The organism is Thalassococcus sp. BH17M4-6 (assembly GCF_049323015.1).
GTDB lineage: Bacteria > Pseudomonadota > Alphaproteobacteria > Rhodobacterales > Rhodobacteraceae > Puniceibacterium.
This window is the reverse complement of record NZ_JBMPGU010000003.1, coordinates 179,883-201,800: the sequence shown is the minus strand read 5'-3', so window position 1 is coordinate 201,800 and position 21,918 is coordinate 179,883. Positions and strand designations below refer to the sequence as shown.

General features: G+C 65.0%; 22 protein-coding genes. 14 read left to right on the top strand and 8 right to left on the bottom strand.

Annotation, left to right across the window (positions count from 1 at the left end):
* Positions 1-7: 7 nt before the first annotated feature.
* Positions 8-526 carry a DUF3726 domain-containing protein gene (locus ACOXXX_RS05830; RefSeq protein ID WP_422825614.1) on the bottom strand — a complete coding sequence of 173 codons (519 nt, stop codon included), beginning with the start codon at positions 524-526 and terminating at the stop codon, positions 8-10.
* Positions 523-2,178 carry a hypothetical protein gene (locus tag ACOXXX_RS05825; protein ID WP_422825613.1) on the bottom strand — a complete coding sequence of 552 codons (1,656 nt, stop codon included), beginning with the start codon at positions 2,176-2,178 and terminating at the stop codon, positions 523-525. The genes ACOXXX_RS05830 and ACOXXX_RS05825 overlap by 4 nt, the downstream gene beginning before the upstream one ends.
* Positions 2,179-2,280: 102 nt before the next feature.
* Between ACOXXX_RS05825 and ACOXXX_RS05820 the strand changes: the two genes are divergently transcribed.
* Positions 2,281-3,480, top strand: coding sequence for a hypothetical protein (locus ACOXXX_RS05820; protein ID WP_422825612.1), 1,200 nt, complete (start codon positions 2,281-2,283; stop codon positions 3,478-3,480).
* Positions 3,481-3,487: 7 nt separating this feature from the next.
* Here ACOXXX_RS05820 and ACOXXX_RS05815 read toward each other — a convergent pair whose 3' ends face one another.
* Together ACOXXX_RS05815 and ACOXXX_RS05810 are read right to left on the bottom strand one after the other, a co-directional pair.
* Entirely contained in the window at positions 3,488-4,468 is a 981-nt protein-coding gene (locus tag ACOXXX_RS05815; protein WP_422825611.1) for a membrane dipeptidase, read from the bottom strand.
* A 63-nt stretch (positions 4,469-4,531) separates the two neighbouring features.
* Complete coding sequence (locus ACOXXX_RS05810; protein ID WP_422825610.1) at positions 4,532-5,008, bottom strand: GAF domain-containing protein; 477 nt, start codon at positions 5,006-5,008, stop codon at positions 4,532-4,534.
* A gap of 302 nt (positions 5,009-5,310) precedes the next feature.
* Between ACOXXX_RS05810 and ACOXXX_RS05805 the strand changes: the two genes are divergently transcribed.
* Together ACOXXX_RS05805 and argF are read left to right on the top strand one after the other, a co-directional pair.
* Positions 5,311-6,480, top strand: coding sequence for an aspartate aminotransferase family protein (locus tag ACOXXX_RS05805; protein WP_422825609.1), 1,170 nt, complete (start codon positions 5,311-5,313; stop codon positions 6,478-6,480).
* A 103-nt stretch (positions 6,481-6,583) separates the two neighbouring features.
* Positions 6,584-7,510, top strand: coding sequence for an ornithine carbamoyltransferase (gene argF / locus ACOXXX_RS05800; RefSeq protein ID WP_422825608.1), 927 nt, complete (start codon positions 6,584-6,586; stop codon positions 7,508-7,510).
* A 79-nt stretch (positions 7,511-7,589) separates the two neighbouring features.
* Here argF and hrpB read toward each other — a convergent pair whose 3' ends face one another.
* On the bottom strand, positions 7,590-10,028 hold the full coding sequence (hrpB, locus tag ACOXXX_RS05795; RefSeq protein ID WP_422825607.1) for an ATP-dependent helicase HrpB: 2,439 nt from the start codon (positions 10,026-10,028) through the stop codon (positions 7,590-7,592).
* Positions 10,029-10,152: 124 nt separating this feature from the next.
* On the opposite strand from hrpB, the gene meaB reads away from it, so the two are divergent.
* The 4 genes from meaB (at position 10,153) to ACOXXX_RS05775 (ending at position 12,524) form a co-directional block, all read left to right on the top strand.
* Entirely contained in the window at positions 10,153-11,130 is a 978-nt protein-coding gene (gene meaB, locus ACOXXX_RS05790; protein WP_422825606.1) for a methylmalonyl Co-A mutase-associated GTPase MeaB, read from the top strand.
* A 132-nt stretch (positions 11,131-11,262) separates the two neighbouring features.
* Positions 11,263-11,553: a 50S ribosomal protein L28 gene (gene rpmB, locus ACOXXX_RS05785; protein WP_422825605.1), complete on the top strand. Its 291-nt coding sequence runs from the start codon at positions 11,263-11,265 to the stop codon at positions 11,551-11,553.
* A gap of 102 nt (positions 11,554-11,655) precedes the next feature.
* Complete coding sequence (locus ACOXXX_RS05780; protein ID WP_422825604.1) at positions 11,656-12,006, top strand: hypothetical protein; 351 nt, start codon at positions 11,656-11,658, stop codon at positions 12,004-12,006.
* A gap of 38 nt (positions 12,007-12,044) precedes the next feature.
* On the top strand, positions 12,045-12,524 hold the full coding sequence (locus ACOXXX_RS05775; protein ID WP_422825603.1) for a copper chaperone PCu(A)C: 480 nt from the start codon (positions 12,045-12,047) through the stop codon (positions 12,522-12,524).
* 7 nt (positions 12,525-12,531) lie between these two features.
* On the opposite strand, the gene ACOXXX_RS05770 is transcribed toward ACOXXX_RS05775, so the two are convergent.
* Positions 12,532-13,233, bottom strand: a complete 702-nt coding sequence (locus tag ACOXXX_RS05770) for an NAD-dependent deacylase (protein ID WP_422825602.1) — start codon at positions 13,231-13,233, stop codon at positions 12,532-12,534.
* Between the two features lie 24 nt (positions 13,234-13,257).
* On the opposite strand from ACOXXX_RS05770, the gene ACOXXX_RS05765 reads away from it, so the two are divergent.
* Positions 13,258-13,719 (top strand): low molecular weight protein-tyrosine-phosphatase, encoded by a 462-nt coding sequence (locus ACOXXX_RS05765; RefSeq protein ID WP_422825601.1) that lies wholly within the window; start codon positions 13,258-13,260, stop codon positions 13,717-13,719.
* A 323-nt stretch (positions 13,720-14,042) separates the two neighbouring features.
* Here ACOXXX_RS05765 and ACOXXX_RS05760 read toward each other — a convergent pair whose 3' ends face one another.
* Positions 14,043-14,354: a hypothetical protein gene (locus tag ACOXXX_RS05760; RefSeq protein WP_422825600.1), complete on the bottom strand. Its 312-nt coding sequence runs from the start codon at positions 14,352-14,354 to the stop codon at positions 14,043-14,045.
* 100 nt (positions 14,355-14,454) lie between these two features.
* Here ACOXXX_RS05760 and ACOXXX_RS05755 point away from each other — a divergent pair, with 100 nt between their 5' ends.
* Entirely contained in the window at positions 14,455-14,877 is a 423-nt protein-coding gene (locus tag ACOXXX_RS05755; protein WP_422825599.1) for a hypothetical protein, read from the top strand.
* Positions 14,878-15,116: 239 nt separating this feature from the next.
* On the opposite strand, the gene lepA is transcribed toward ACOXXX_RS05755, so the two are convergent.
* Positions 15,117-16,919, bottom strand: a complete 1,803-nt coding sequence (gene lepA / locus ACOXXX_RS05750) for a translation elongation factor 4 (RefSeq protein ID WP_422825598.1) — start codon at positions 16,917-16,919, stop codon at positions 15,117-15,119.
* A gap of 124 nt (positions 16,920-17,043) precedes the next feature.
* Between lepA and ACOXXX_RS05745 the strand changes: the two genes are divergently transcribed.
* The 5 genes from ACOXXX_RS05745 to ACOXXX_RS05725 all read left to right on the top strand — a co-directional run bounded on the left by ACOXXX_RS05745 (position 17,044) and on the right by ACOXXX_RS05725 (position 21,767).
* The gene (locus ACOXXX_RS05745) at positions 17,044-17,931 is read left to right on the top strand and encodes a LysR family transcriptional regulator (RefSeq protein ID WP_422825597.1); all 888 of its coding nucleotides are present in this window, start codon (positions 17,044-17,046) and stop codon (positions 17,929-17,931) included.
* Between the two features lie 88 nt (positions 17,932-18,019).
* A complete protein-coding gene (locus tag ACOXXX_RS05740; RefSeq protein WP_422825596.1) occupies positions 18,020-18,835 on the top strand; it encodes a putative hydro-lyase in 816 nt (271 codons plus the stop codon).
* A gap of 37 nt (positions 18,836-18,872) precedes the next feature.
* Entirely contained in the window at positions 18,873-19,910 is a 1,038-nt protein-coding gene (locus ACOXXX_RS05735; RefSeq protein WP_422825595.1) for a TRAP transporter substrate-binding protein, read from the top strand.
* 25 nt (positions 19,911-19,935) lie between these two features.
* Entirely contained in the window at positions 19,936-20,490 is a 555-nt protein-coding gene (locus ACOXXX_RS05730) for a TRAP transporter small permease subunit (RefSeq protein WP_422825594.1), read from the top strand.
* On the top strand, positions 20,487-21,767 hold the full coding sequence (locus tag ACOXXX_RS05725) for a TRAP transporter large permease (RefSeq protein WP_422825593.1): 1,281 nt from the start codon (positions 20,487-20,489) through the stop codon (positions 21,765-21,767). Before ACOXXX_RS05730 ends, ACOXXX_RS05725 begins: the two co-directional genes overlap by 4 nt.
* Positions 21,768-21,918 lie beyond the last annotated feature (151 nt).

Genomic DNA, 21,918 nt, shown 5'->3' with positions numbered 1-21,918 from the left:
TGTTGGATCAGTCGTTGTCGCGCAAACCGGCCCCGGCACCGCGCAGGCGCGACGCGGCGGTCGCGGGAACATAGGTCTTGGCGGCGAGCGTCGAAAGTTCGTCGTGCAACCGTTCGGGCATGTCGATGCGCGGGGGCAGGGACGGGCGGCTTGGCGTGCCCAGATCGGCGCTGACCCGCAGGCGCGGCTGGTCATCACGGTCGATGAGCGCGCAGTCGGTCAGTCGAACCGGGGTCAGCCGAGCATAGCTCAGCGCCATCGGTGCGTCGTGCGGGTGGAGCGTGATTTCCGCCTCGCCTTTCATCGCCGCGCAGGCCAACAGAATATCGTCCACAAGCAGCGACAGCCGCAGGATCGGGCTGTTGCCAGCGTTCTGAAGGGCCGAACTGATCGCCTTGGCATCGCGCGCGGCGGCCAGATGCACCACAGTTGCCCGCCCGAAGGTTTCGGACTGGCCGGGGGGAAAACCCGCCCCGCGCGCCGCTTTGGTGGCGAGGCCCTGAATTTCGTTTGCGGAAAGTTTCATGCGTCAAAGACCGGAAGCCACCAGTCGTCCGCGTCGGGTTGCCCCAGATCGTCGGGCAGGGGAGCACCTTGCGCCAAGGTGATCCGCGTCCAGCGGTCGGACTTCGGATCGAATTTGGAGGCGCCGAAGAACGCGAGCTTGCAGCGCAGCATGTCGATGGGCAGGCAAGACCCGGCGATGAGGTTGTCGCGTATTTCGGAATAAGGATGACGCAGCGCGGTTGCAACGCGGACCAGCGCCAGTTCATGCTCGGGATGCTCTTCCCGAAATGCCCGCAGCTGCTGCGGCGCTTCGGGCAGCACCTGCCACAGCGCTTGTACGCGCCGCGCGATGTCGAGCGGGCTTTCCAATTCGGCCCCCGGCTCCAGATGCCGGTCGCCCAGCCGCGGTTCAAGCTTTTCCTCGGACACATACCAGAATTGGCGGGTTTGCTCGGGATCGGCAAAATCGATGTCGAGCGCCCAGCCATACTGGGCGTCAATCGCATCGCGCAACGCGCCTGTGTCGGCAAAGCCCACGGGGCCGGGGCCGAAAGGATCGTCCATGCACTCGGTTAGCCCGTCGACCAGATCGCCGAAAGGTTCGATCAGCAGCGCCGCGGTCAGTTCCTGCGCGTCGCAGGACAGGGTATGTGTCTCGGTCATCACACGGGTTAACGGCTGAGCCTGGGAAAAGGTTTCCGCCGACAACAGCTTGGCCACCTGCGGCCATTCCGCGCGCAGCGTGTCGATGCGGGCCTGGCTCGCGGGGTCGTCCACCTGCCAGGCCTGCAAATGCCGCGCGGCCCGGTCGGCCAGCTGGCGCAACCGCGCCTGTGCGTCATGCGGGACAGACGGCTGGGCCAGCACCCGCGCGAGCGCCGTTTCGCGCACCATCATCCAGTTGTTGAGCAGCACCGGATGCGACACCAGGAACGGCGCCATGCCCAGCCCGGTGGAATTGCCGATGCCTAGATGCCGCTTCAGGCTTGGCTCCAGCGGCGCGCCGCCGATGTGTTCGACAAGATCATGGGTAAAGCTGCGGATCATCCAGACGGTCAGCATCTCTGCTGCAAAGGGGCCGGAAAGGCCGGGGCGGTCCGCGATCAGGCCACGGTCGGCGATGCCGAACTTGCCGTTGCCGTAAACGGCTGTGGTCCGCATGAGGTATCCGACCTGCTGGATCATCGCCGCATCCGGCTGACGGCCCGCCCGCAAGGCCGTCACCACATGATCGAAAAGCCGCACGGATTTGTTTGCGCGGCTCAGTACCAGATCGCGTTCGGTGAAACGCGCGGCCTCTTGGCGGGGTGCCGCGGCGGCGATGCGGGCAACCTCTGCTGCATCGGGAATGCCATCGTAAAGAACGTAAGAGCTGTCCCAGGCGGTGGCAATCACCCGGTCGGTGCGCATGTCGTCAGGCAGATGCGTGGCGACAGCCACAAGGCCGTAATCGCGCCCGCCCAATGTGATGCTGTAGACGGCGTGGCCATACCCCTGCGCGTCGATGTTCCAGACCGGACGCCGAAGTTCCGCCCCTTCGCCCGAGAGCCGCCGCAAGAGCGTGCGCAGAAAGCTGAGCCGCGTCGGAAAGGCCGCGCCCATACGGCGCAGGCGCATCACCTCGGACGGCGGGCGCAGGGCGGTATGTGGAACGGGCGGTTTATCGCGCATTGCCGCAGATTGGCATTCCGCCGCCGGGTTGGAAAGGGACTTACTCGACCCGAGATCCGCAGTCTGCGTCACTTGCCCGAAAACGGGATCTGCCATATTCTTGTGACCATTAAACCAAACCATTTTGAGTTCGCCATGGACGCTGCCGATGTTGACCTATTGAAGGATACGGATATTCCTGAATCCGTTCGTTCGAGCATTGCAGCACAGCTGCTCGGCGCGCCCGAACGGATGGCGCAGATAGAGCCTCAGAACAGACAGATCGAGGCTGATCTTCAGAAGGCGCAAGATCAATTGCAGGCCGAGCAGCGCAGGGCTGTCTGGAACACGCCGTTGGTTGCTGCTTTGGCGGGGCTGGTAACGCTCACCGCGACATTCGTTTTCGACCGGGTCACTGCGTTGGATGCGTCGGAACAAGCCATCACGCTTGAACAGGTGCGCACCGAATTGCAGCAAAGTGAGACGCGGCTCAAGCAGGAGCTTGAGACCGCATCGAGCAGGAACCTGGCGCGTCTGGAGGCCGAAGCGCGGGAAAGGGAATTCCAGTATGAGATCGTCCGCTCCGAACTGGAAAAGGAAGGCAAGAGCAATGCAGACCGGGCTGCCGTGCTGCTTTTTCTTGTCCGCGCAGGCGTCCTGAACGCGCTGGATGGAGAGGAATTGGCCAAGATGGCCAAGGAGCAGCAGGACAATCCAGGCGACACGATCATCCCGCAACTCTCCTCGGCGACGCGCGACGGGTTTCCCACCTGGATGTGGACGCAGGACCTGATCCCGGTCTGCTGGGAAAATCCCAGCGCAGAGTTCGCCAGCGGTATGGCGCTCGTACAGGCCACGGTTCGCGACACTTGGGAGGCCCATTCGCAGCTACAATTCACCGGCTGGGTGGCCTGCACGGGTTTCGACACCGGCGTGCGCATCCGCATCGCCGACGAGCCACCGCATACCAAGGCGCTTGGCCGCAAATTGGCTGGACTACCGGACGGGGTGGTGCTGAACCTGTCGTTCGAACGCTTCAGCCAATCCTGCGCCGCACGCCTTGATTATTGCATTCGCACCTATGCAGTGCATCAATTCGGCCACGTGCTTGGCTTCACGCATGAACAGAATCGCCCCGACCGCCCCGCGGATTGCACATCGCCGCCGCAGGGAACGGACGATCCCTATTTCGTGTCCCGCATTCCCTACGATCCGCATTCGGTGATGAATTTCTGCAACCCGAAATTCGCCAATGACGGGGTCCTGAGCGAACTGGACAAGGAAACCCTCTTGTTGGTCTACGGCGATCTGCCGCTGCGATGACCAGCGGTTAGGCCGGCCCAAAGCTTTGCGCGTAGAAGCGCAGCCAGTTGCCGCCAAGGAGGCCTTCGGTCTCGTCCCGGGAAAAGCCCGCGTCGCGCAGGCCGTCGCGGATGTTGGGCCAGTCGCGGTTGTCGCGGAACCAGTCGGGCATCGGCGGAAAGCCCGGCGCGCTGGCGGAGCCTTCGCCGTAGTCGACTTCCTTGCTCCAGCGGCCGGTGCGCATCCATTCGACGATGCTGTCGGGCTGATCCTGGCACAGGTCCGACCCGATCCCGAGGTTTTCGGCGCCGTAGCGGCTGGCGGCCTCTGCGATCATCTCGCAGAAATCGCTGAGCGTGCACTGGCTGCCGCCCGCAAGGTGATGGGGGTAGAGTGAAAAACCCAGCATGCCGCCCGCGTTTGTCAGGCTGCGCAGCACCTGGTCTGACTTGTTGCGCAGCGCCGGGTGCCACCAGTCGGGGTTGGCGTGGGTGATGGCGATGGGCCGGGTCGAATGCTCGATCGTGTCGAGCGTCGAACGTTCGGCGGAATGGCTCATGTCGATGACAAGGCCCACGCGGTTCATCTCGGCCACGACGGCGCGGCCCATGCGGGTGAGGCCGGTATCCTCGTCCTCATAGCAGCCCGTCGCCAGCAGCGACTGGTTGTTGTAGGTCAGCTGCATAAACCGCACGCCCAGCTGATGCACGATTTCGACAAGGCCGATGTCATCCTCTATGGGGCTGGGGTTCTGGAAACCAAAGAACACCGCCGTGCGCCCGGTGTCCTGCGCGCGGGTCACATCCGCCGCCTCCGTGCCCTTGAAGATCAGCGAAGGATATCGTTCGAACCAGCGGTTCCAGGCCTCGAGGTTCAGCACCATCTCGCGAAAGCCCTCGTGATAGGCGATGGTGACGTGGATCGCATCGACCCGGCCCGCGCGCAGCTGGCGAAAGACCTTTTCGGACCAGTTGGCGTATTGCAGGTTGTCGATCAGGGGCGCGGTCATGCGCCGACGCTAGCCGACCGGATGCCGCGCGGCAAACGTCAAATGCCGCGCCGCTGGTACCGATCAGGCCGCTGGGGCGAAGCGCGCGTGCCGCAGCACCTGAACAGCGAGCCTGGCCAGCACGGCCAGCCGCCGCGAGTCATCCTCGGACCAGTCGCGCGGGCGGGTGTTGCAGACGCTGATCACGCCCCGGACCGGCCCGCGCCCGTCCCTGAGCGGGTGGCCGATATAGCTGACGATGCCCAGGTCCGTCACCGCCGGATGGCGGTTGACCAGCGGATGGGTCAAGCCGTTGCCGATCACCAGCGGCACCCCCATTTCCGCCGCATGGCCGCAGATCGACTGGGCCAGCGGCCCTTGGCAGATTTGCACCAGCGGTCCCGAAAGGCCGTGGCTGCCCAGCATGCGCTGCGTCTTGCCGGTGACCTGGGTGATCACCGCCATTTCGCTGTGCAGCAAATGGCAGGCGCAGGCGGCCAGTTGGTCGCAGGACAGTTCGTGGTCTCTGGATGAACGAGGCAAAATGGATTGTTCCATCATGGCGGATCCCCTCTTTTGACCAAGGGTCAAGTCGGCGGGTTAACGAAAGCTTAAGGGGCGAGCCGGTGGCGGCCTCTGCGCGTTATTCCGCTTGCCTTTGTGCGGCGACCCGCCTATCGGGCAGGTATGAAAACGCACGCCCCCATCCGACGAGGCGCCTGAGCGCCCCATCGACGCCACCCCTGAAGGGGAGGGCGCTGGCCTGTCCGTTTTCCGTTTCCAAACCTCTCCATCCCGTTGAAACCTTGACTCGCCCCGGTGCGCTTGGCACCAATCGGGCTTTCCATCTAAGGAGACCGCAGATGATCCCGTCTGTTCTGCCGACCTACAACCGCGCACCGCTGAACTTCGTCAAGGGCGAAGGCAGCTGGCTGATCGAGGCGGACGGGCGACGCTTTCTCGACCTCGGGTCGGGCATCGCGGTCAACGCCCTGGGCCATGCGCATCCCGCGCTGGTCGCGGCCCTGACCGATCAGGCGAACGCGCTGTGGCACGTGTCGAACCTCTACCAGATCCCGCAGCAGCAGGCGCTGGCGGACAAGCTGGTGGCGGCGACCTTCGCCGACACGGTGTTCTTCACCAATTCCGGCACCGAAAGCTGCGAACTGGCGGTCAAGATGGCGCGCAAGTACTGGTACGACAAGGGCCAGACCGAGCGGACCGAGATCATCACCTTTTCCGGGTCGTTCCACGGCCGGTCGTCGGCCGGCATCGCCGCCGCCGGGTCGGAAAAGATGGTCAAGGGTTTCGCGCCTATCCTGGGTGGCTTCACCCATCTCGACTGGGGCGATCACGATGCGCTGAAGGCCGCGGTGTCCGACCGGATCGCGGCGATCCTGATCGAGCCGGTGCAGGGCGAAGGCGGCATTCGCCCGCTGCCCGACCAGTGCCTCAAGGGGCTGCGCGCGCTCTGCGACGACCACGGCATCCTGCTGATCCTCGACGAGGTGCAGTGCGGCGTCGGGCGCACGGGTCGGCTTTTCGCGCATGAATGGGCGGGGGTGACCCCGGACATCATGATGGTGGCCAAGGGCATCGGCGGCGGGTTTCCCCTGGGCGCGGTGCTGGCCACCGAGGATGCGGCCAGCGGCATGACGGCGGGCACGCATGGGTCCACCTATGGCGGCAATCCGCTGGGCTGCGCCGTGGGCTGCGCGGTCATGGATCACGTGGCCGATCCGGAGTTCCTGGCCGAGGTCAACCGCAAGGCCGGGACGCTGCGCCAGAAGCTTGAAGGGCTGGTCGCGTCGCATCCGGACGTGTTCGAAGGCGTGCGTGGTCTGGGCCTGATGCTGGGCCTCAAATGCAAGCTTGCGCCCGCCGACGTGGTCAAGGCCGGCTATGACGCGCAGGTCATCACCGTGCCCGCCGCCGACAACGTCGTGCGCCTTCTGCCGCCGCTCACCATCACCGACGACGAGATCGCCGAGGCCGTCAACCGCCTCGATGCTGCCGCCAAGGCGCTGGCCTGATCTTCACCGTGCCATCCGCAGGTTTTGCCGTGCAAAACCCGCGGTCAAACCTCCGGGGTCCGGGGCAACGCCCCGGTCCGGCCTTCACCAAAAGAACAGACAAATGCACCATTTCCTCGATATCCACAAAACCGACCCCGCCGACCTGCGGCACATGATCGACAGCGCGCAGGCGATGAAATCCGCCCGCAACGGCGCGCCCAAGGCCACCCCCGACGCTGAACAGCCGCTGGCCAACCACATGGTCGCGCTGATCTTTGAAAAGCCGTCGACGCGGACACGCGTGAGCTTTGACGTTGGCGTGCGCCAGATGGGCGGCGAGACGATGGTGCTGTCGGGGACCGATATGCAGCTGGGCCACGGCGAAACCATCGCCGACACCGCGCGGGTGCTGAGCCGCTATGTCGACATGATCATGATCCGCACTTTCGACGAGGCGGTGCTGAGCGAAATGGCCGAATTTGCCGATGTGCCGGTGATCAACGGGCTGACCGATCGCACGCATCCCTGCCAGATCATGGCGGATGTGCTGACCTTCGAGGAACATCGCGGCCCGATCAGGGGCAAGAAGGTAGTCTGGGCCGGGGATGGCAACAACGTCTGCGCGTCCTGGCTGCATGCGGCGGGGCAGTTCGGGTTCGATCTGACCTTTACCGGGCCGGTGCAGCTGGACCCGGAGATGGAATTCGTCGGCCTGGCGCGCCAGGCCGGGGCCACCATCGGGATCGAGCGCGACCCCTTCAAGGCGGTCGAGGGCGCGGATCTGATCGTCGCCGACACCTGGGTCAGCATGCATGACGCGCAATCGGCGCGCGAGCGGCGGCACAACATGCTGCGGCCCTACCAGGTCAACCGCGATCTGATGGATGCGGCGAAACCCGACACGCTCTTCATGCATTGTCTGCCCGCGCACCGCGGCGAAGAGGTCACGTCCGAGGTGATGGACGGGCCCAATTCGGTGATCTGGGACGAGGCGGAGAACCGGTTGCACGCACAAAAGGCGATCATGCGATGGTGTCTCGGGGCCTGACATCCCGCACGCGGGATACGAGAGGCGCTGCCTCTCGTGCTCTCCGAGGTATTTTTGAACCAGAGAAGATAGAAGCGGGTCACCGCCCCCGCGGTTTGGCGCGCAGGGTCGGGTCGGCCTCGCGCGGGTTTTCCGGCCAGGGGTGGCGCGGATAGCGGCCGCGCATGTCGCGGCGCACGTCGTCGTACGAGCTGTCCCAGAACCCGGGGATGTCCATCGTCGTCTGCACCGGGCGCCCGGCCGGGGACAGCAGCGTCACGCGCAGCGGTGTCTTGCCCACGGTGGGGTGGGTGGTCTGGCCGAACATTTCCTGCAGGCGCAGCGAAATCTCGGGGTGGTCGCCGGTGTAATCGATGGCGATCTCGCGCCCCAGCGGGGTCGTGAAGCGGCCCGGGACGGCGCGGTCGAGCGTCTGCATCTGGTTCCAGTCCAGCAGGGCGCGCAAGGCGGGCAAGGGGTCGAAGCGTTTCCAGTCCTCGGCGCTGCGCACGCCGCCGAGGTAGGGCAGCAGCCAGAGATCGAGCGTGGCGAGCAGGTTCTCATCCGTGAGGTCAGGCAGATCGTGGCCCGCGTCGCGCGCCAGCGCCACCCGCGCGGCAAAGCGGCGGGCGGGTGGCGGCAGCGCCAGCCCAAGGTCGCGCACGCCGTCCAGCATGGCGCGCGCCACCGCGTCGTCGGGCGCTTCCTTCCAGATGCGATCCTCGAGCGCGATGGCCCCGAGCATTTCCCGGCTGCGGGCCACCACCCGCCGGTCGCGCTTCGACCAGGTGCAGTGGTGCTGCCAGGCGATGCGGTCCGCAAAGAGATGCCGCAGCTCGCTTTCGGTGATCTGGATGGCCTGTCGGATGCGCGCCTCGCGCGGGTTGCCGTCGGTGTCTGTCACGACGATCAGCCGGGCCCCTGCCAGCGTGTCGCCCTCGGGCAGGACCGCCCCCTTGCCGCCCGAAAGCTGAAAGCGCGGCGCGTCGCCTTTGCGGCGCAAACCGATGCGGTCGGGATAGGCCAGCGCCGCAGCCTCGGCGGGGCTGACGGCGGTGCCGCCCCGTGCGGCGCGGGCCAGGCGGCGGGATTCGCTGCGGATGCGCTCCACCGCGCCCCGGTTCACCGTATGGGGACGGGTGTCGGCAAAGCGCGCGGGATCGCGCAGCGCCTCGAGCCGCAGCATCAGGTCCGACGGCGCGTTGCCGAGCGGGTCGCGGTCGGCCAGAAGCGCGGCCAGCGGGGCGGCGTCCGGCCCTGCAAGCGCCAGCATATGGGCCAGCCGGGGGTGCAGCGGCAGGCGGGCCAGATCGCGGCCGTGAGCGGTGATCAGGCCTCTGGCATCCAGCGCGCCCAGCATCTGCAAGAGCTGCTGCGCCTCGGCCAGCGCCCCCTCTGGCGGCTGGGTCAGGAATGGCAGATCCGCGGCCCCGGCGCCCCAGAGCGCCAGCTCCAGCGCCAGACCGGCCAGATCCGCCGCTTCGATTTCAGCCGGAGGGAAGGGTTGCATCGCGCCTTCCTCGCCCCTGGACCAGAGCTTGTAGGCCGTGCCTTCGGCCACCCGGCCCGCGCGACCCGCGCGCTGCGTCGCTTCGGCCCGGGTCACCCGTTCGGTCACCAGCCGCGACATGCCCGAACCGGGGTCGAACCGCGCGCGGCGGGCGCGGCCCCCGTCGACCACCACGCGGATATCCTCGATGGTGAGCGAGGTTTCGGCGATGCTTGTGGCCAGCACGACCTTGCGGCCATTTGGCTCGGGCCGGATCGCGGCGCGTTGCCTTGCGAACTCCATCGCGCCGAAAAGCGGGCGGATCAGGTGATCGGCGGGCAGGCGGGGTTTGAGCAGTGCCTCGGTGCGGCGGATCTCGCCCTCGCCGGGCAGGAAGACCAGGACGCCCCCCGTGGTTTCGGAGGCTGCCTGCGCCACCAGATCGGCCAGGGCCGGTTCGAACCGCTGCCCCTTTGGCACGGGCCGGTCGAGCCAGCGGGCTGTCACGTCGAAACTGCGCCCTTCGGATGTGATCACCGGCGCGGCCATCAGATCGCCCACCGGCCCCGCGTCCAGCGTCGCCGACATCGCCAGAAGAAGCAGGTCGTCGCGCAGGGCGCCCGCGATTTCCAGACACAGCGCCAGCCCCAGATCGGCGTTGAGCGACCGTTCGTGGAATTCGTCAAAGATCACCGCGCCCACACCCGCCAGCCCCGGATCGGACTGGATGCGGCGGGTCAGGATGCCTTCGGTCACCACCTCGATCCGGGTGGCGGGGCCGACCTTGGCCTCGCCCCGGATGCGGTAGCCGACGGTCTGGCCCACGGATTCGCCCAGCGTTTCGGCCATGCGCTCAGCGGCGGCGCGGGCGGCCAGGCGGCGGGGTTCGAGCATCAAGATGGTGCCGTCGCAGAGGCCCGCATCAAGCATCGCCAGCGGCACGCGCGTCGTCTTGCCCGCGCCGGGCGGGGCCTGCAGCACGGCGCGGCCTGTGCGGCGCAGCGCCTCCAGCAGCTCGGGCAGGGCATCGTCGATGGGCAGGCGGGTCATGCCCGCAGGTATGGGCGATGTCTGCGGGCCGGGCAAGGTGGCCCTGTGCGATGCCACGGCGGGTCTGGACAATCCGCCCCGGCAAAGGGCATCACGGGCAGGCCAACAAGGGAGCCGGGACTGCATGGAGATCAGCGAGACGGCAGAGCGTCTGATGAAGGGCGAGCGGCGGGCGCTGGCCCGCGCGATCACGCTGGTGGAAAGCCAGAAGGTCGAGCATCGGGCCCGCGCCACCGACCTGCTGGAGGCGGTGAAGGATCACGGCCACGAGGCGCTGCGGATCGGCCTGTCGGGCACCCCGGGGGTTGGCAAGTCGACCTTTATCGAGGCTTTCGGCATGATGCTGACGGGTCAGGGGTTGCGCGTGGCGGTGCTGGCGGTCGATCCCAGTTCGGCGCGGTCCGGCGGGTCGATCCTGGGCGACAAGACACGGATGGACCGACTGAGCCGCGATCCCAACGCCTTTATCCGCCCCTCGCCCAGCCAGACCCACCTGGGGGGCGTGGCCCGCCGCACCCGCGAGGCGATCGATCTGTGCGAAGCGGCGGGCTTTGACGTCATCCTGATCGAGACCGTGGGCGTCGGACAATCGGAAACCGTCGTGGCCGAGATGTCGGACCTGTTCCTGCTGTTGCTTGCGCCGGCAGGGGGGGACGAACTGCAGGGCGTCAAGCGCGGCATCATGGAGATGGCGGACATGATCCTGATCAACAAGGCCGACGGCGATCTGAAAGCCACCGCGAACCGCACCTGCGCCGATTACGGCGGGGCCTTGCGTCTGTTGCGCAAGCGTCCGCAGGACCCCGACGGGTTTCCCAAGGCGCTGACGGTGTCGGCGGTCGAGGAGACCGGGCTGGCATCGGCATGGGAGGAGATGCAGTCGCTGACCGACTGGCGCCGCGAGACCGGGCATTTCGCGGCGCGGCGGGCCGAACAGGCGCGATACTGGTTCGAGGCGGAGGTTCGCGAAGGGCTGTTGGCGCGGCTGCGGCGCGAACCGGTCAAGGGCGCGATGCGCGATCTGGCCGCAAGGGTCGAACAGGGCGAATTGACAGCGGCGGCGGCGGCAGAGCAGCTCTTGCAGGACTATCTGCACGCCTGACCCTTTGGCCCTTGACGCCTTTGGCCCCTTTGCCTATGGACAGCAGACGAGATTCCGGGCGCAGCGCAGGCGGCGCCCTTATCAGTTGGTTGGGCCGATTCGGGCCTGCCCGAACAAGACGAGGATGAACCCATGTCGCGTGTGTGCGAACTGACCGGAAAAGGCCCGATGACTGGCAACAATGTCAGCCACGCCAACAACAAGACCCGTCGGCGTTTCCTGCCGAACCTGAACGACGTGACGCTGCAGTCCGAAACGCTGAACCGTGGCATCAAGCTGCGGATCTCCGCCGCGGCCCTGCGCAGCGTCGATCACCGGGGCGGTCTGGACAAGTACCTGGCCAAGGCCAAGGATACCGAGCTTTCGGCAACCGCGCTGAAGGTCAAGAAGGAAATCGCCAAGGCGCAGACCGCCGAAGCGTAACACCTTGCGGTGTTCCGGAACATGCAGCCTCGTGCCCCTTGGCACGGGGCTGTTTCCTTTTGTCGCTTTGCCGTGCCTGTCCGGGCCGGGCTACGCAGGGCCATGATGTCGCTTTTCCGATCCCTGACGGCCTGCGCGCTGGCGCTGGTTCTGGCGCTGACCAGCCTGCAGATGGCTGCGGCCCGCGGCGCAGGCGGCCCGGCGGGGATGATGGAATTGTGTCTGGGCCAGGGCGTCGTCACCGTCGCTGTGGATGCCCAAGGCAAGCCGACCGGGCCGGTGCATTTCTGCCCCGACTGCGTAATGTCGCTGATCGTGGCGCTGGACGACACGCCACCGACGGTGTCGCGCCCGCAGGCCTATGTGGCCCTGAGCCATGTCATCACCCACCAGCATCGTGTCGGGCGCACGACCCGTGCCGCCCGTGCCCGGGGGCCGCCCGTTCTGATCTGATCCCACTTTCCCGAATTTCAGATCAAAGGACGAAAGACATGACCTTTCAAAGACTTCTGGCGGGCGCGCTCGCGCTGGCCTGTGCCACCCCCGCGCTCGCCGATATCGTGCTGCACGACCCCTATGCCCGCACCTCGCGCCCCGGCGCGCCGTCAGGCGCGGCCTTTATGATGCTGGAAAACACCGGCACAGCCGATGACCGGCTGGTCGCGGCCAGCTCCGACATCGCCGACCGGGTTGAACTGCACACCCATATCGACGACGGCAACGGCGTGATGCAGATGCGCGAGATCGAGGGCGGTATCGCCCTGCCCGCCGGGGCCAGCCACATGATGAAGCGCGGCGGGGACCACGTGATGTTCCTGGGCCTCAAGACCGATCTCGCGCAGGGCGACACGGTGACCGTGACGCTGAGTTTCCAAGAGGCGGGCGATGTCGTGGTCGAGATCCCCGTAGATCTTGAGCGGATGCCCGATCACGGCGGCATGGATCACGGGGCGATGTCCTCGGACAAGTGATCCAGCCCTAGCGGCCCGCCAGCAGCCCGGCCACCCAGTCCGGCACGGCGCTGCTGGCCGGGCCCTCGATCCGCTGACCGAAGCTGGCAGAGACATCCGATTCCGCCAGGTTGAGCTCCACCGTTTCGGCCCCCGCCATCGCCGCCTCGGCACAGAAGCCCGCCGCGGGATAGACCGCGCCCGAGGTGCCGATGGCGGCAAAGAGGTCGCAGTCGCGCAAGTGCTCCGCGATTTCCTCCATGTGATAGGGCATCTCTCCGAACCAGACGATGTCGGGCCGGGTCGCGGGGCGCGCGCAATCGGGGCAGGGGTCCTGCGGGTCCATCACGCGCGGCGCGTCCCAGCGGTGGCCGCAGGCGGCGCACAGCGCGCGGTCCAGCTGCCCGTGCATGTGCAGCACTTCCGACCCCGCCCGTTCGTGCAGCCCGTCGACATTCTGGGTGATCAGCACCACGTCGCCCGGCCAGTCGTTCTGCAGCTTTGTCAGCGCGTGATGCGCGGCGTTGGGGCTGGCGTCGGCGGCGTTGGCGCGGCGCATGTTGTAGAAGGCGTGGACCTTGGCGGGGTCGCGGGCAAAGGCCTCGGGCGTCGCGACATCCTCGATATTCACCTGGGTCCAAAGGCCGTTTCGGTCCCGAAACGTGCCCAGCCCGCTTTCGGCCGAGATCCCCGCGCCGGTCAGGATGGTGATTTTGGACTTTCGGTGCATGGTGCTTGCTCGCTAGGGTGGGGCATGACCCAACGTATCCTCTTTGTCTGCCTGGGCAATATCTGCCGCTCCCCCTCGGCCGAGGCGGTGGTGCGCGCCAAGGCCGCCGCGCGCGGTGTGACGGTCGAGGTGGACAGCGCCGGCACCGGTGACTGGCACGTCGGCTCGCCGCCCTACGGGCCGATGCAAGAGGCGCTCGCGGCACGCGGCTACAACGCGTCGGACCTGCGCGCCCGGCAGGTGCGCCGCGCCGATTTCGACCGCTTCGATCTGATCGTGGCGATGGACGGCGACAACCTGTCGAACCTGAGCCGCTTGCAGCCGCGCGAGGCGGGGGCGGCGCTGCGGCTCTTGACCGACTATGCGCCCGGCGCGGGCATGGACCACGTGCCGGACCCTTACTACACGCGCGATTTCCATGGCTGTCTGGACCTGGTCGAACAGGCGGCGGAGGGGTTGTTGGACGACCTCGGCAAGGCGGGTTGAAAACCCACCCTACGCGGGGTGTAAAGTTGGTGTTCCAAGATCAGTTGGAGCATATTGCCGCGCGGAATCAAGCCCGCTCGCGGCCGCCGCGGCCGCCGCGGATCGCCAGACCGCCCGTCGCACCAGAGGTGCGTCAATCATATGCGGCGCGCCATCGGCGTGACTGTCTGGCGATTTGGCCGGTGTTGGTGCGTCGTTCAGCGGGCGTGCGGATTTGGTGGGGATAATGGGCCTTGCAGAACAGTCGGATCCCCAGCCCGTGAGTCTGGTGATTAATCCAGGCCCCTATGACCGATCGTAGGTTTCCCCGAGCAGCATGAAGTTTAGCACTCGAGGTCGACGGTCAAGATCGCCCAGTCACTAGGATCCTTAGCTGATAACTCTGCGCAACCGGTGACTTCGATTATTGCTTTCTTCAGAGCTTTCTCTGCAAGTCCCTTCTTTGCTAGACTGCTTCTTGAGGTTCTTATCGCTTGCGCTTCGGTTTGAGATGAAAAGACCGAGATGGAGAAGCCATCAATTGCGACATTCCTTTTCTCTGATCCCGTAAATCTGAGCGACGGCGATGCGCAACCTGTGAGTGCTGACAAGAAAACTACGGAAATCAGAAGTCTTGGTTTGAGGTAATTTTCCATTGGGCCATCCTGCTAAGAAATTAGTAAATCTTTAGTTAATCAAATTACTGCCTTGATCCGGCCTTCTTTTTTGTCGAGCTAGGGTGAAACAACCAAAGAGGTGACAATCTTGAAAAAGTTCGTAATTAGCTTGGCCTTTCTTTCGCTCGTGGCGTGCGCGCAGACCTCTGTTCAGCCATTGTCGCAAAACACTTTCAAGGTTGCGACAGTCGCCGCACCAGCCTGTGGTGCCAAGGGCGCAAGAGATGTAGCCTTCCGCACTGCCGCGATAGAAGTCATCAAGAAGGGAAAGGACAAGTTCATTGTCTTGGCTGACCAAGGTGGGCCGGGACAGACCAACCTCACCTATAACCCCTACGCCGGGTTCCAAACCTACACTGACAACAGGCAGGACATGGTTGTGAAATTGCTAGATCCAAGGGATACCGAGTACTCCAATGGATTGTCGGCTCGACAAATACTCGGCCCGCAATGGCAGGAAATTGTGGCGGAAGGCGCCCCAAATAACTGTAATCTCGGCTGAAGTTCTCGCTTTTCTTACGGACGGGGGCGATGAGGTTGCGTGTTCGGCCCTCAAGCAGGCTTCCGATAGCCTAAAGTGGATATAACGCAGCTAGGCGGTTGCCCTCTTTCTCTAAGAGATTGGGCAATCCGCCCTGTAAATTGAAAATCCGCAACAGGTCCAATGGGCGCTTGGGCTTTCCTGATCCGAAACGACCGCTTTGGGATAGGAAATGCGCCAAATAGCAGGTAATGTTAAGTTTAGCCGTCCATTTTCAGGGCGGAGATAAACGCCTCCTGCGGGATGTCGACCTTCCCGAACTGGCGCATCTTCTTCTTGCCCGCCTTCTGCTTCTCTAGCAGCTTCTTCTTCCGCGTGGCATCGCCGCCGTAGCATTTGGCGGTCACGTCCTTGCGCAGGGCCGCCAGCGTTTCGCGCGCGATGACCTTGCCGCCGATGGCGGCCTGGATCGGGATCTTGAACATGTGGCGCGGGATCAGGTCCTTGAGCTTTTCGCACATCGCCCGGCCGCGCATCTCGGCGCGGTCGCGGTGGACCATGGTCGAGAGTGCATCGACCGGTTCGTCATTCACCAGGATCTGCATCTTCACCAGGTTGTCGGTGCGGTAGCCGATCATCTGGTAATCGAAGGACGCATAGCCCTTGGTCACCGATTTCAGCCGGTCGTAGAAGTCGAACACCACCTCGTTCAGCGGCAGGTCATAGACCACCATCGCGCGCGACCCGGCGTAGGTCAGATCCAGCTGGATGCCGCGCCGGTCCTGGCAAAGCTTCAGCACGTCGCCCAGATAGTCGTCGGGCACCAGCACGGTCGCCTTGATTCGCGGCTCTTCAATGTGGTCGATCTTGCTGGGGTCGGGCATGTCGGCGGGATTGTGCAGCTGGATGCACTCGCCATCCTTGAGGTAGACATCATAGATCACCGACGGCGCGGTGGTGATCAGATCGATGTTGTATTCCCGCTCCAGCCGGTCGCGGATCACCTCAAGGTGCAAAAGCCCCAGGAAGCCACAGCGGAAGCCAAAGCCAAGCGCGGCAGAGGTTTCCATCTCGGACGTAAAGGACGCGTCGTTCAGCGCCAGCTTTTCGATGGCGTCTCGCATATCCTCGAAATCATTGGCATCGACCGGGAAAAGCCCGCAGAAGACCACCGGGATCGACGGCTTGAAGCCAGGCAGGGGCGTTTCTGTGCCCTTCTTTTCGGTCGTGATCGTATCCCCGACCCGGGTGTCACGGACCTGCTTGATCTGGGCGGTGATATAGCCGATCTCGCCCGGGCCAAGCTCCTTCACCTCCTGCATCGCGGGACGGTAGACGCCGATGCGGTCGATGTCGTAGGTGCCGCCGGTTTTCATCATCTTGATGCGCTGACCTTTTTTCAGCACGCCGTCGATGACGCGGACAATGACCACGACGCCCAGGTAGGGGTCATATTTACTGTCTACCAGCATGGCCTTCAGCGGTGCCTCGGCATCGCCGCCATGGGGCGGGGGCAGGCGGTTCACGATCGCCTCAAGCACGTCGGGAATGCCGACGCCGGTCTTGGCGGAGATCAGGCAGGAGTCAGATGCGTCGATGCCGATCACATCCTCGATCTGTTCCTTGACGCGGTCGACCTCGGCCGCCGGCAGGTCGATCTTGTTGAGGACCGGGACGATCTCGTGATCCGCGTCGATGGCGGTGTAGACATTGGCCAGCGTCTGCGCCTCGACGCCCTGCGTCGCGTCCACCACCAGCAGCGAGCCTTCGACCGCGCGCATGGAGCGGGAGACCTCATAGGCAAAGTCCACGTGGCCGGGCGTGTCGATCAGGTTGAGAATGTATTTCTCGCCGTCCTGCGCGATATATTCGATGCGGACGGTGTTGGCCTTGATGGTGATGCCGCGTTCACGCTCGATGTCCATTGAATCGAGCAACTGCTCTTTCATCTCCCGTTCGGTGACGGTGTTCGTGGACTGAATCAGCCGGTCGGCCAGGGTGGATTTCCCGTGGTCGATATGGGCGACGATGGAGAAGTTGCGAATGCGCGAAATGGGGGTCATGGAATGAGGATATGATGCGGTTTGGGGGGGCGGTCAAGGTCGCTTGTCATGGGCGAAATCGGGACCAGTGCCCGCTTTCCGTTTCGCTCTGGCCATGGGCCGGACCGGATTGCTAACGTGGCGCATGAAATCGCTCAACCTCGACCAGCTTGGGACCTTTCTGGCCGTGCTCCGCCATGGCGGGGTCAACCGCGCCGCCACGGTTCTGAACCTGTCGCAGCCCGCGGTCACCGCACGCATCAAGAACCTCGAGGCGGCGCTGGGCCGGACCCTTTTCGAACGGACGCCGAAAGGGCTGTTGCCCACGCGCGAGGCGGAACTGCTGGCGGGCCATGCCGAACGGTTCGAACTGCTGGCGAGCCTGGTGGAGCGGGACATGGTCGATGCCGCCGCCCACCGCGGGCTTTTGCGCATCGGGGCGTCGGAAACGGTCACACAGACCTGGCTGCCGGATTTCATCCTGCGGCTGCACCGCGAACTGCCCGCGATCACGGTGGACATCAACGTCGATATCTCGCCGAACCTGCGCGACGGTCTGCTGACCCGGGAAATCGATCTGGCCTTTCTGCTGGGGCCCGTGTCGGAACCGACGGTCGAGAACCTGGATCTGCCGGCTTTCGAACTGGCCTGGTACGTATCGTCCGAACATGCCGCGCGGATCGCGCCAGATGCGCTTCTGTCCCTGCCGGTGGTCACATATGTGCGGCAGACCCGTCCCTATCGCGAACTGCGCCAGCGGCTGATCGAGGCGGTGGGCCCCTCTGCGCGGATCTTCACCTCGTCCTCTCTCTCGGCGATCTTTCGGCTGGTGGAATCCGGCATCGGCGTCGCCGCCCTGCCGCGCGCCATGTCGCGGACGGCGCTGGCGCAGGGCCGCATCGTCGAATTCGATCCCGGCTGGCGGCCCAAGCCGCTGCTCTTCACCGCAAGCTGGATCGGAGAGCCGCCGGATCCATTGGCCGAAAAGGCCGCCCGTATCGCGCAGGAGGTGGCCGAAACAGCCGCGTTATAGAAAAACCTGATGCATATCGAGTGATTCATACGATTTGCGCTGATGCCTCACCCCGGGTGATGGTCTGGCAGAAGCAAACGGGTGCATCATGTCGGAAAGCTATCGAGATTTGCAGAAGGCCAGCGTTGCGGATGTCCGCGCGGCGATCCGCGCCGGGCGCTATCGGTCGCATACGGCGGGGCTGGCCGCCGGAAAGCTGCAGGCCAACATCGCCATCATGCGCGAAGCGGCGGCTCTGGACTTCATGCGCTTTTGCCAGCGCAATCCCAAGCCCTGCCCGCTTGTCGGGGTCACAGACACCGGCGTTCCGATGATGACGACCCTGGGGCGGCAGATCGATATCCGCAGCGACGTGCCCGCCTACAACATCTACCGCAACGGTCGGCTGGACCGGTCCGAGACCGACATCACCGATCTGTGGCAGGACGATTTTGTCGCTTTCGCGCTGGGCTGTTCCTTCACCTTCGAGGCGGCCCTGACCGAGGCGGGCATCCCGCTTTGGCATATCGACAACGACACCACGGTGCCGATGTACCGCTCGGACATCCAGACCGTTCCGGCGGGTCCATTCGGCGGCCAGATGGTCGTGTCTATGCGCGCGGTCGCGGCCGCGCAGGTGGAGCACGCGCACGAGATTGCGGCCCGCTATCCGCTGGCCCATGGCGCGCCGGTGCACGCGGGCGACCCGGCCGGGATCGGCATCGCCGACGTGGCCACCCCCGACTGGGGCGATCCGGCGCCGGTGGGCGCGGGTCAGGTGCCGATGTTCTGGGCGTGCGGGGTCACGCCGCAGGTGGCGCTGGAAAACGCCGGGCTTGATATCTGCATCACGCACAAGCCCGGCCACATGCTGATCACCGACGTGCCGGAGGACGCCGAAGTGCCCGTCCTGCGCCCGAACTGAACCCATCACAAAAATCATCAACACGGGAGAATCCATAATGAAAACCGTCGCCATAGCCCTTGCCGCCACCACCGCGCTGACCGCCCTTCCTGCCGCCGCGCAGGAGCTGAACGTGGTCGGAAGCTGGTCGAGCCTGCCACTCAACCAGCAGTATGAAACGCCGTTCTGGACCGAAACGCTGCCTGCGAATTCGGACATCACGGTCACGATGACCACACACGACCAGATGGGCCTGGGCGTCGCCGACGTCTACCGGCTGCTGGGGCAGGGGGTCTATGACGTTGGCATGACCGTCGCCGATTATGCCGTGGCCGACGCGCCAGAGCTTGAAGGGCTGGACGTGCCGCTGGTCGCCACCGACGCGGCGTCGGCCCGTGAAATGATCGAAGCGGCCCGCCCCATGGTCGAGGACATCTATGCCGACACCTTCAATTCCAAGGTACTGGCCATCGCGCCCTATCCGCCGCAGGTCGTCTTTTGCAACGCCGAGGTCGGCAGCCTGGCCGATCTGGAGGGCAAGAAGGTTCGCGCCTCGGGTCGGATGACCGCCAAACTGCTCGAGGCGCTGGGCGCAGAAGGCATCAACGTCGCCTTTTCCGAAGTGCCGGGCGCGCTGCAAAAGGGCGTCGTGGACTGCGCCGTCACCGGGGCCGGGTCGGGCTACAGCGCGGGCTGGTGGGAGGTGTCGACCCACCTGATGCCGATCCCGCTGGGCGGCTGGGATCCGGTCGTGACCGCGATGAACATGGACAAGTGGAACAGCCTGGATGCCGCGACGCAGGAAACCATCCAGTCACAGCTCAAGACCGAATTCGAGGATCCGGCCTGGGCCACCGCACAGACCGCGCTTGAGAACGACATCGCCTGTCTGACCGGACAGGGTTCGGGCGAATGCGCGGGCGATGTCCGCGACATGACCCTGGTCGAGGTGTCAGAGGACGATTTCGCCAAAGCGGCGGAAATCCTCAAATCCGAGGTTCTGCCGGGCTGGGCCGAACGCGCCGGGGCGGACTGGGCGCAGCGCTGGAACGACAGCGTCGGTCAGGTTGTCGGTGTTACCGTGGCAACCAACTAAGCGACCCGGCGAAAGGGGCAGGCCCATGACGACACCCGATACCATCCTCAAGACCATGCGACGCCTCAACCTTGGCGTCGCCCTTCTGGTGGGGGTTTTGCTTGTGGCTTGCGCCGTCTTCATCCTGGCCGATATCGTGCTGCGGCAGCTGGGCGACAGCTTTGGCGGCACCGATGAAATCTCGGGTTATGTCATGGCGGTGGCCACGTCCTGGGGCATGGCCTATGCGCTGATGGAACTGGCGCATGTGCGCATCGACTTTCTGCGCACGCGCCTGCCCGCGATGGGCCGCGCGCTGATGGACCTCTTTTCGATGCTGATCCTGTCGGCGGTCATCACGCTCATCGCCTGGCAGTGCTGGCCGGTGCTGGCCAATTCGCTGGCCAACGGGTCGACCGCGAACACCAACCTCGAAACGCCGCTGGCTTGGGTGCAGATCCCCTGGCTTGCCGGTTGGATCTGGTTCGCACTGACCTCCTGGATCACCCTCTTTGCCGCCTGTGTGCTGGTCGTGACCGGCCGCCTTGACGAAAGCGAGGCCGCCATCGGCGCCTTCCCCGAAACGGAGCTGCTGGAATGATCACCTATGTCTCTGTCGGGCTGCTGGGCCTGCTCACGCTGTCGATTCCGGTGGGGATCGTGCTTTTCCTGCTGGGCATCGGCATCGACCAGTTTTTCACCCCGTTTCCGCTGTTGCGCGGGATGGGCAATATCGTCTGGTCGTCGTCCAATTCGGCGACCCTGATCGCGATTCCGCTGTTCGTGATGCTGGGCGAAATCCTCGTGCGGTCGGGCGTGGCGACGCGCACCTATGCCGCGCTCGACAAGTGGATTTCCTGGCTCCCCGGCGGGCTGATCCACGCCAATATCGCCACAGCGACGATGTTTTCCGCCACTTCGGGGTCATCGGTCGCCACCTCGGCCACCGTCGCGACCGTGGCGATGCCGCAGGCCGAACGGCTGGGCTATGATCCCAAGCTCTTTTCGGGCGCCATCGCCGCAGGCGGCACGCTCGGCATCATGATCCCGCCGTCGATCAACCTCATCGTCTACGGGTTCCTCACGCAGACCTCGATCCCGCGGCTGTTCCTGGCCGGACTGGTGCCGGGGCTGTTGCTGGCGCTGTCCTTCGTCGTGATCACCGCGCTGTTGTGCCTGTGGAAGCCACGCCTGGGCGGCGAAACACGATCATTCAGCATGGGCGAGCGGCTGCGCGGGCTTGTCGATCTCGTTCCGATCATCCTGCTGTTCGCGGTGATCATCGGCACGATCTACAAGGGCTGGGCCACCCCGACCGAAGCGGCCGCCGTGGGCGTGGCGGGGGCCTTTGTGATCGCGCTGTTCGTGGGCGGGGTGAATCTGCCCATGTTGCGCGACAGCCTGACCGGCACGGTCAAGATTACTTCGATGATCATGCTCGTGGTTATCGGGGCGGCGTTCCTGAACTTCACCCTGTCCTCGGCCGGGCTTGGCAACCAGCTGCGCAGCTTCCTCGAAGGGATGGGGCTGGATGCGATGGGCACGATCCTGGTGGTTGTGCTGATCTATATCGTGCTGGGGTTCTTCATCGAAACGCTGTCGCTGATGGTGGTGACGATCCCGATCATCGTGCCGCTGGTGGCGGCGCAGGGGTTCGACACGATCTGGTTCGGCATCCTGATGATCGTGCTCATCGAAATGGCGCTGATCACCCCGCCGGTGGGTCTGAACCTGTACGTCGTGCAGGGCGCCCGCAAGAGCGGCAACATGAGCGACGTGATGCTGGGCGCGCTGCCTTACGTGGCGATGATGCTGCTGATGGCGGGCCTGCTCATCGCCTTTCCGCAGATCGCACTTTGGCTGCCGGGGGTGCTGTAGGGCGGGATGAGCTCTGGTTGAAACGATGCGTGGCGGGGCGATGCCGCCCGCCATGCCCTGCCGCATTTTGCCCTAGCTATGGCGAGATGCGGTTGGCTTGAAACGGCATTGCGCCGACGTACGAGCCAAGCACCCGGCGCGGAATCGAGGC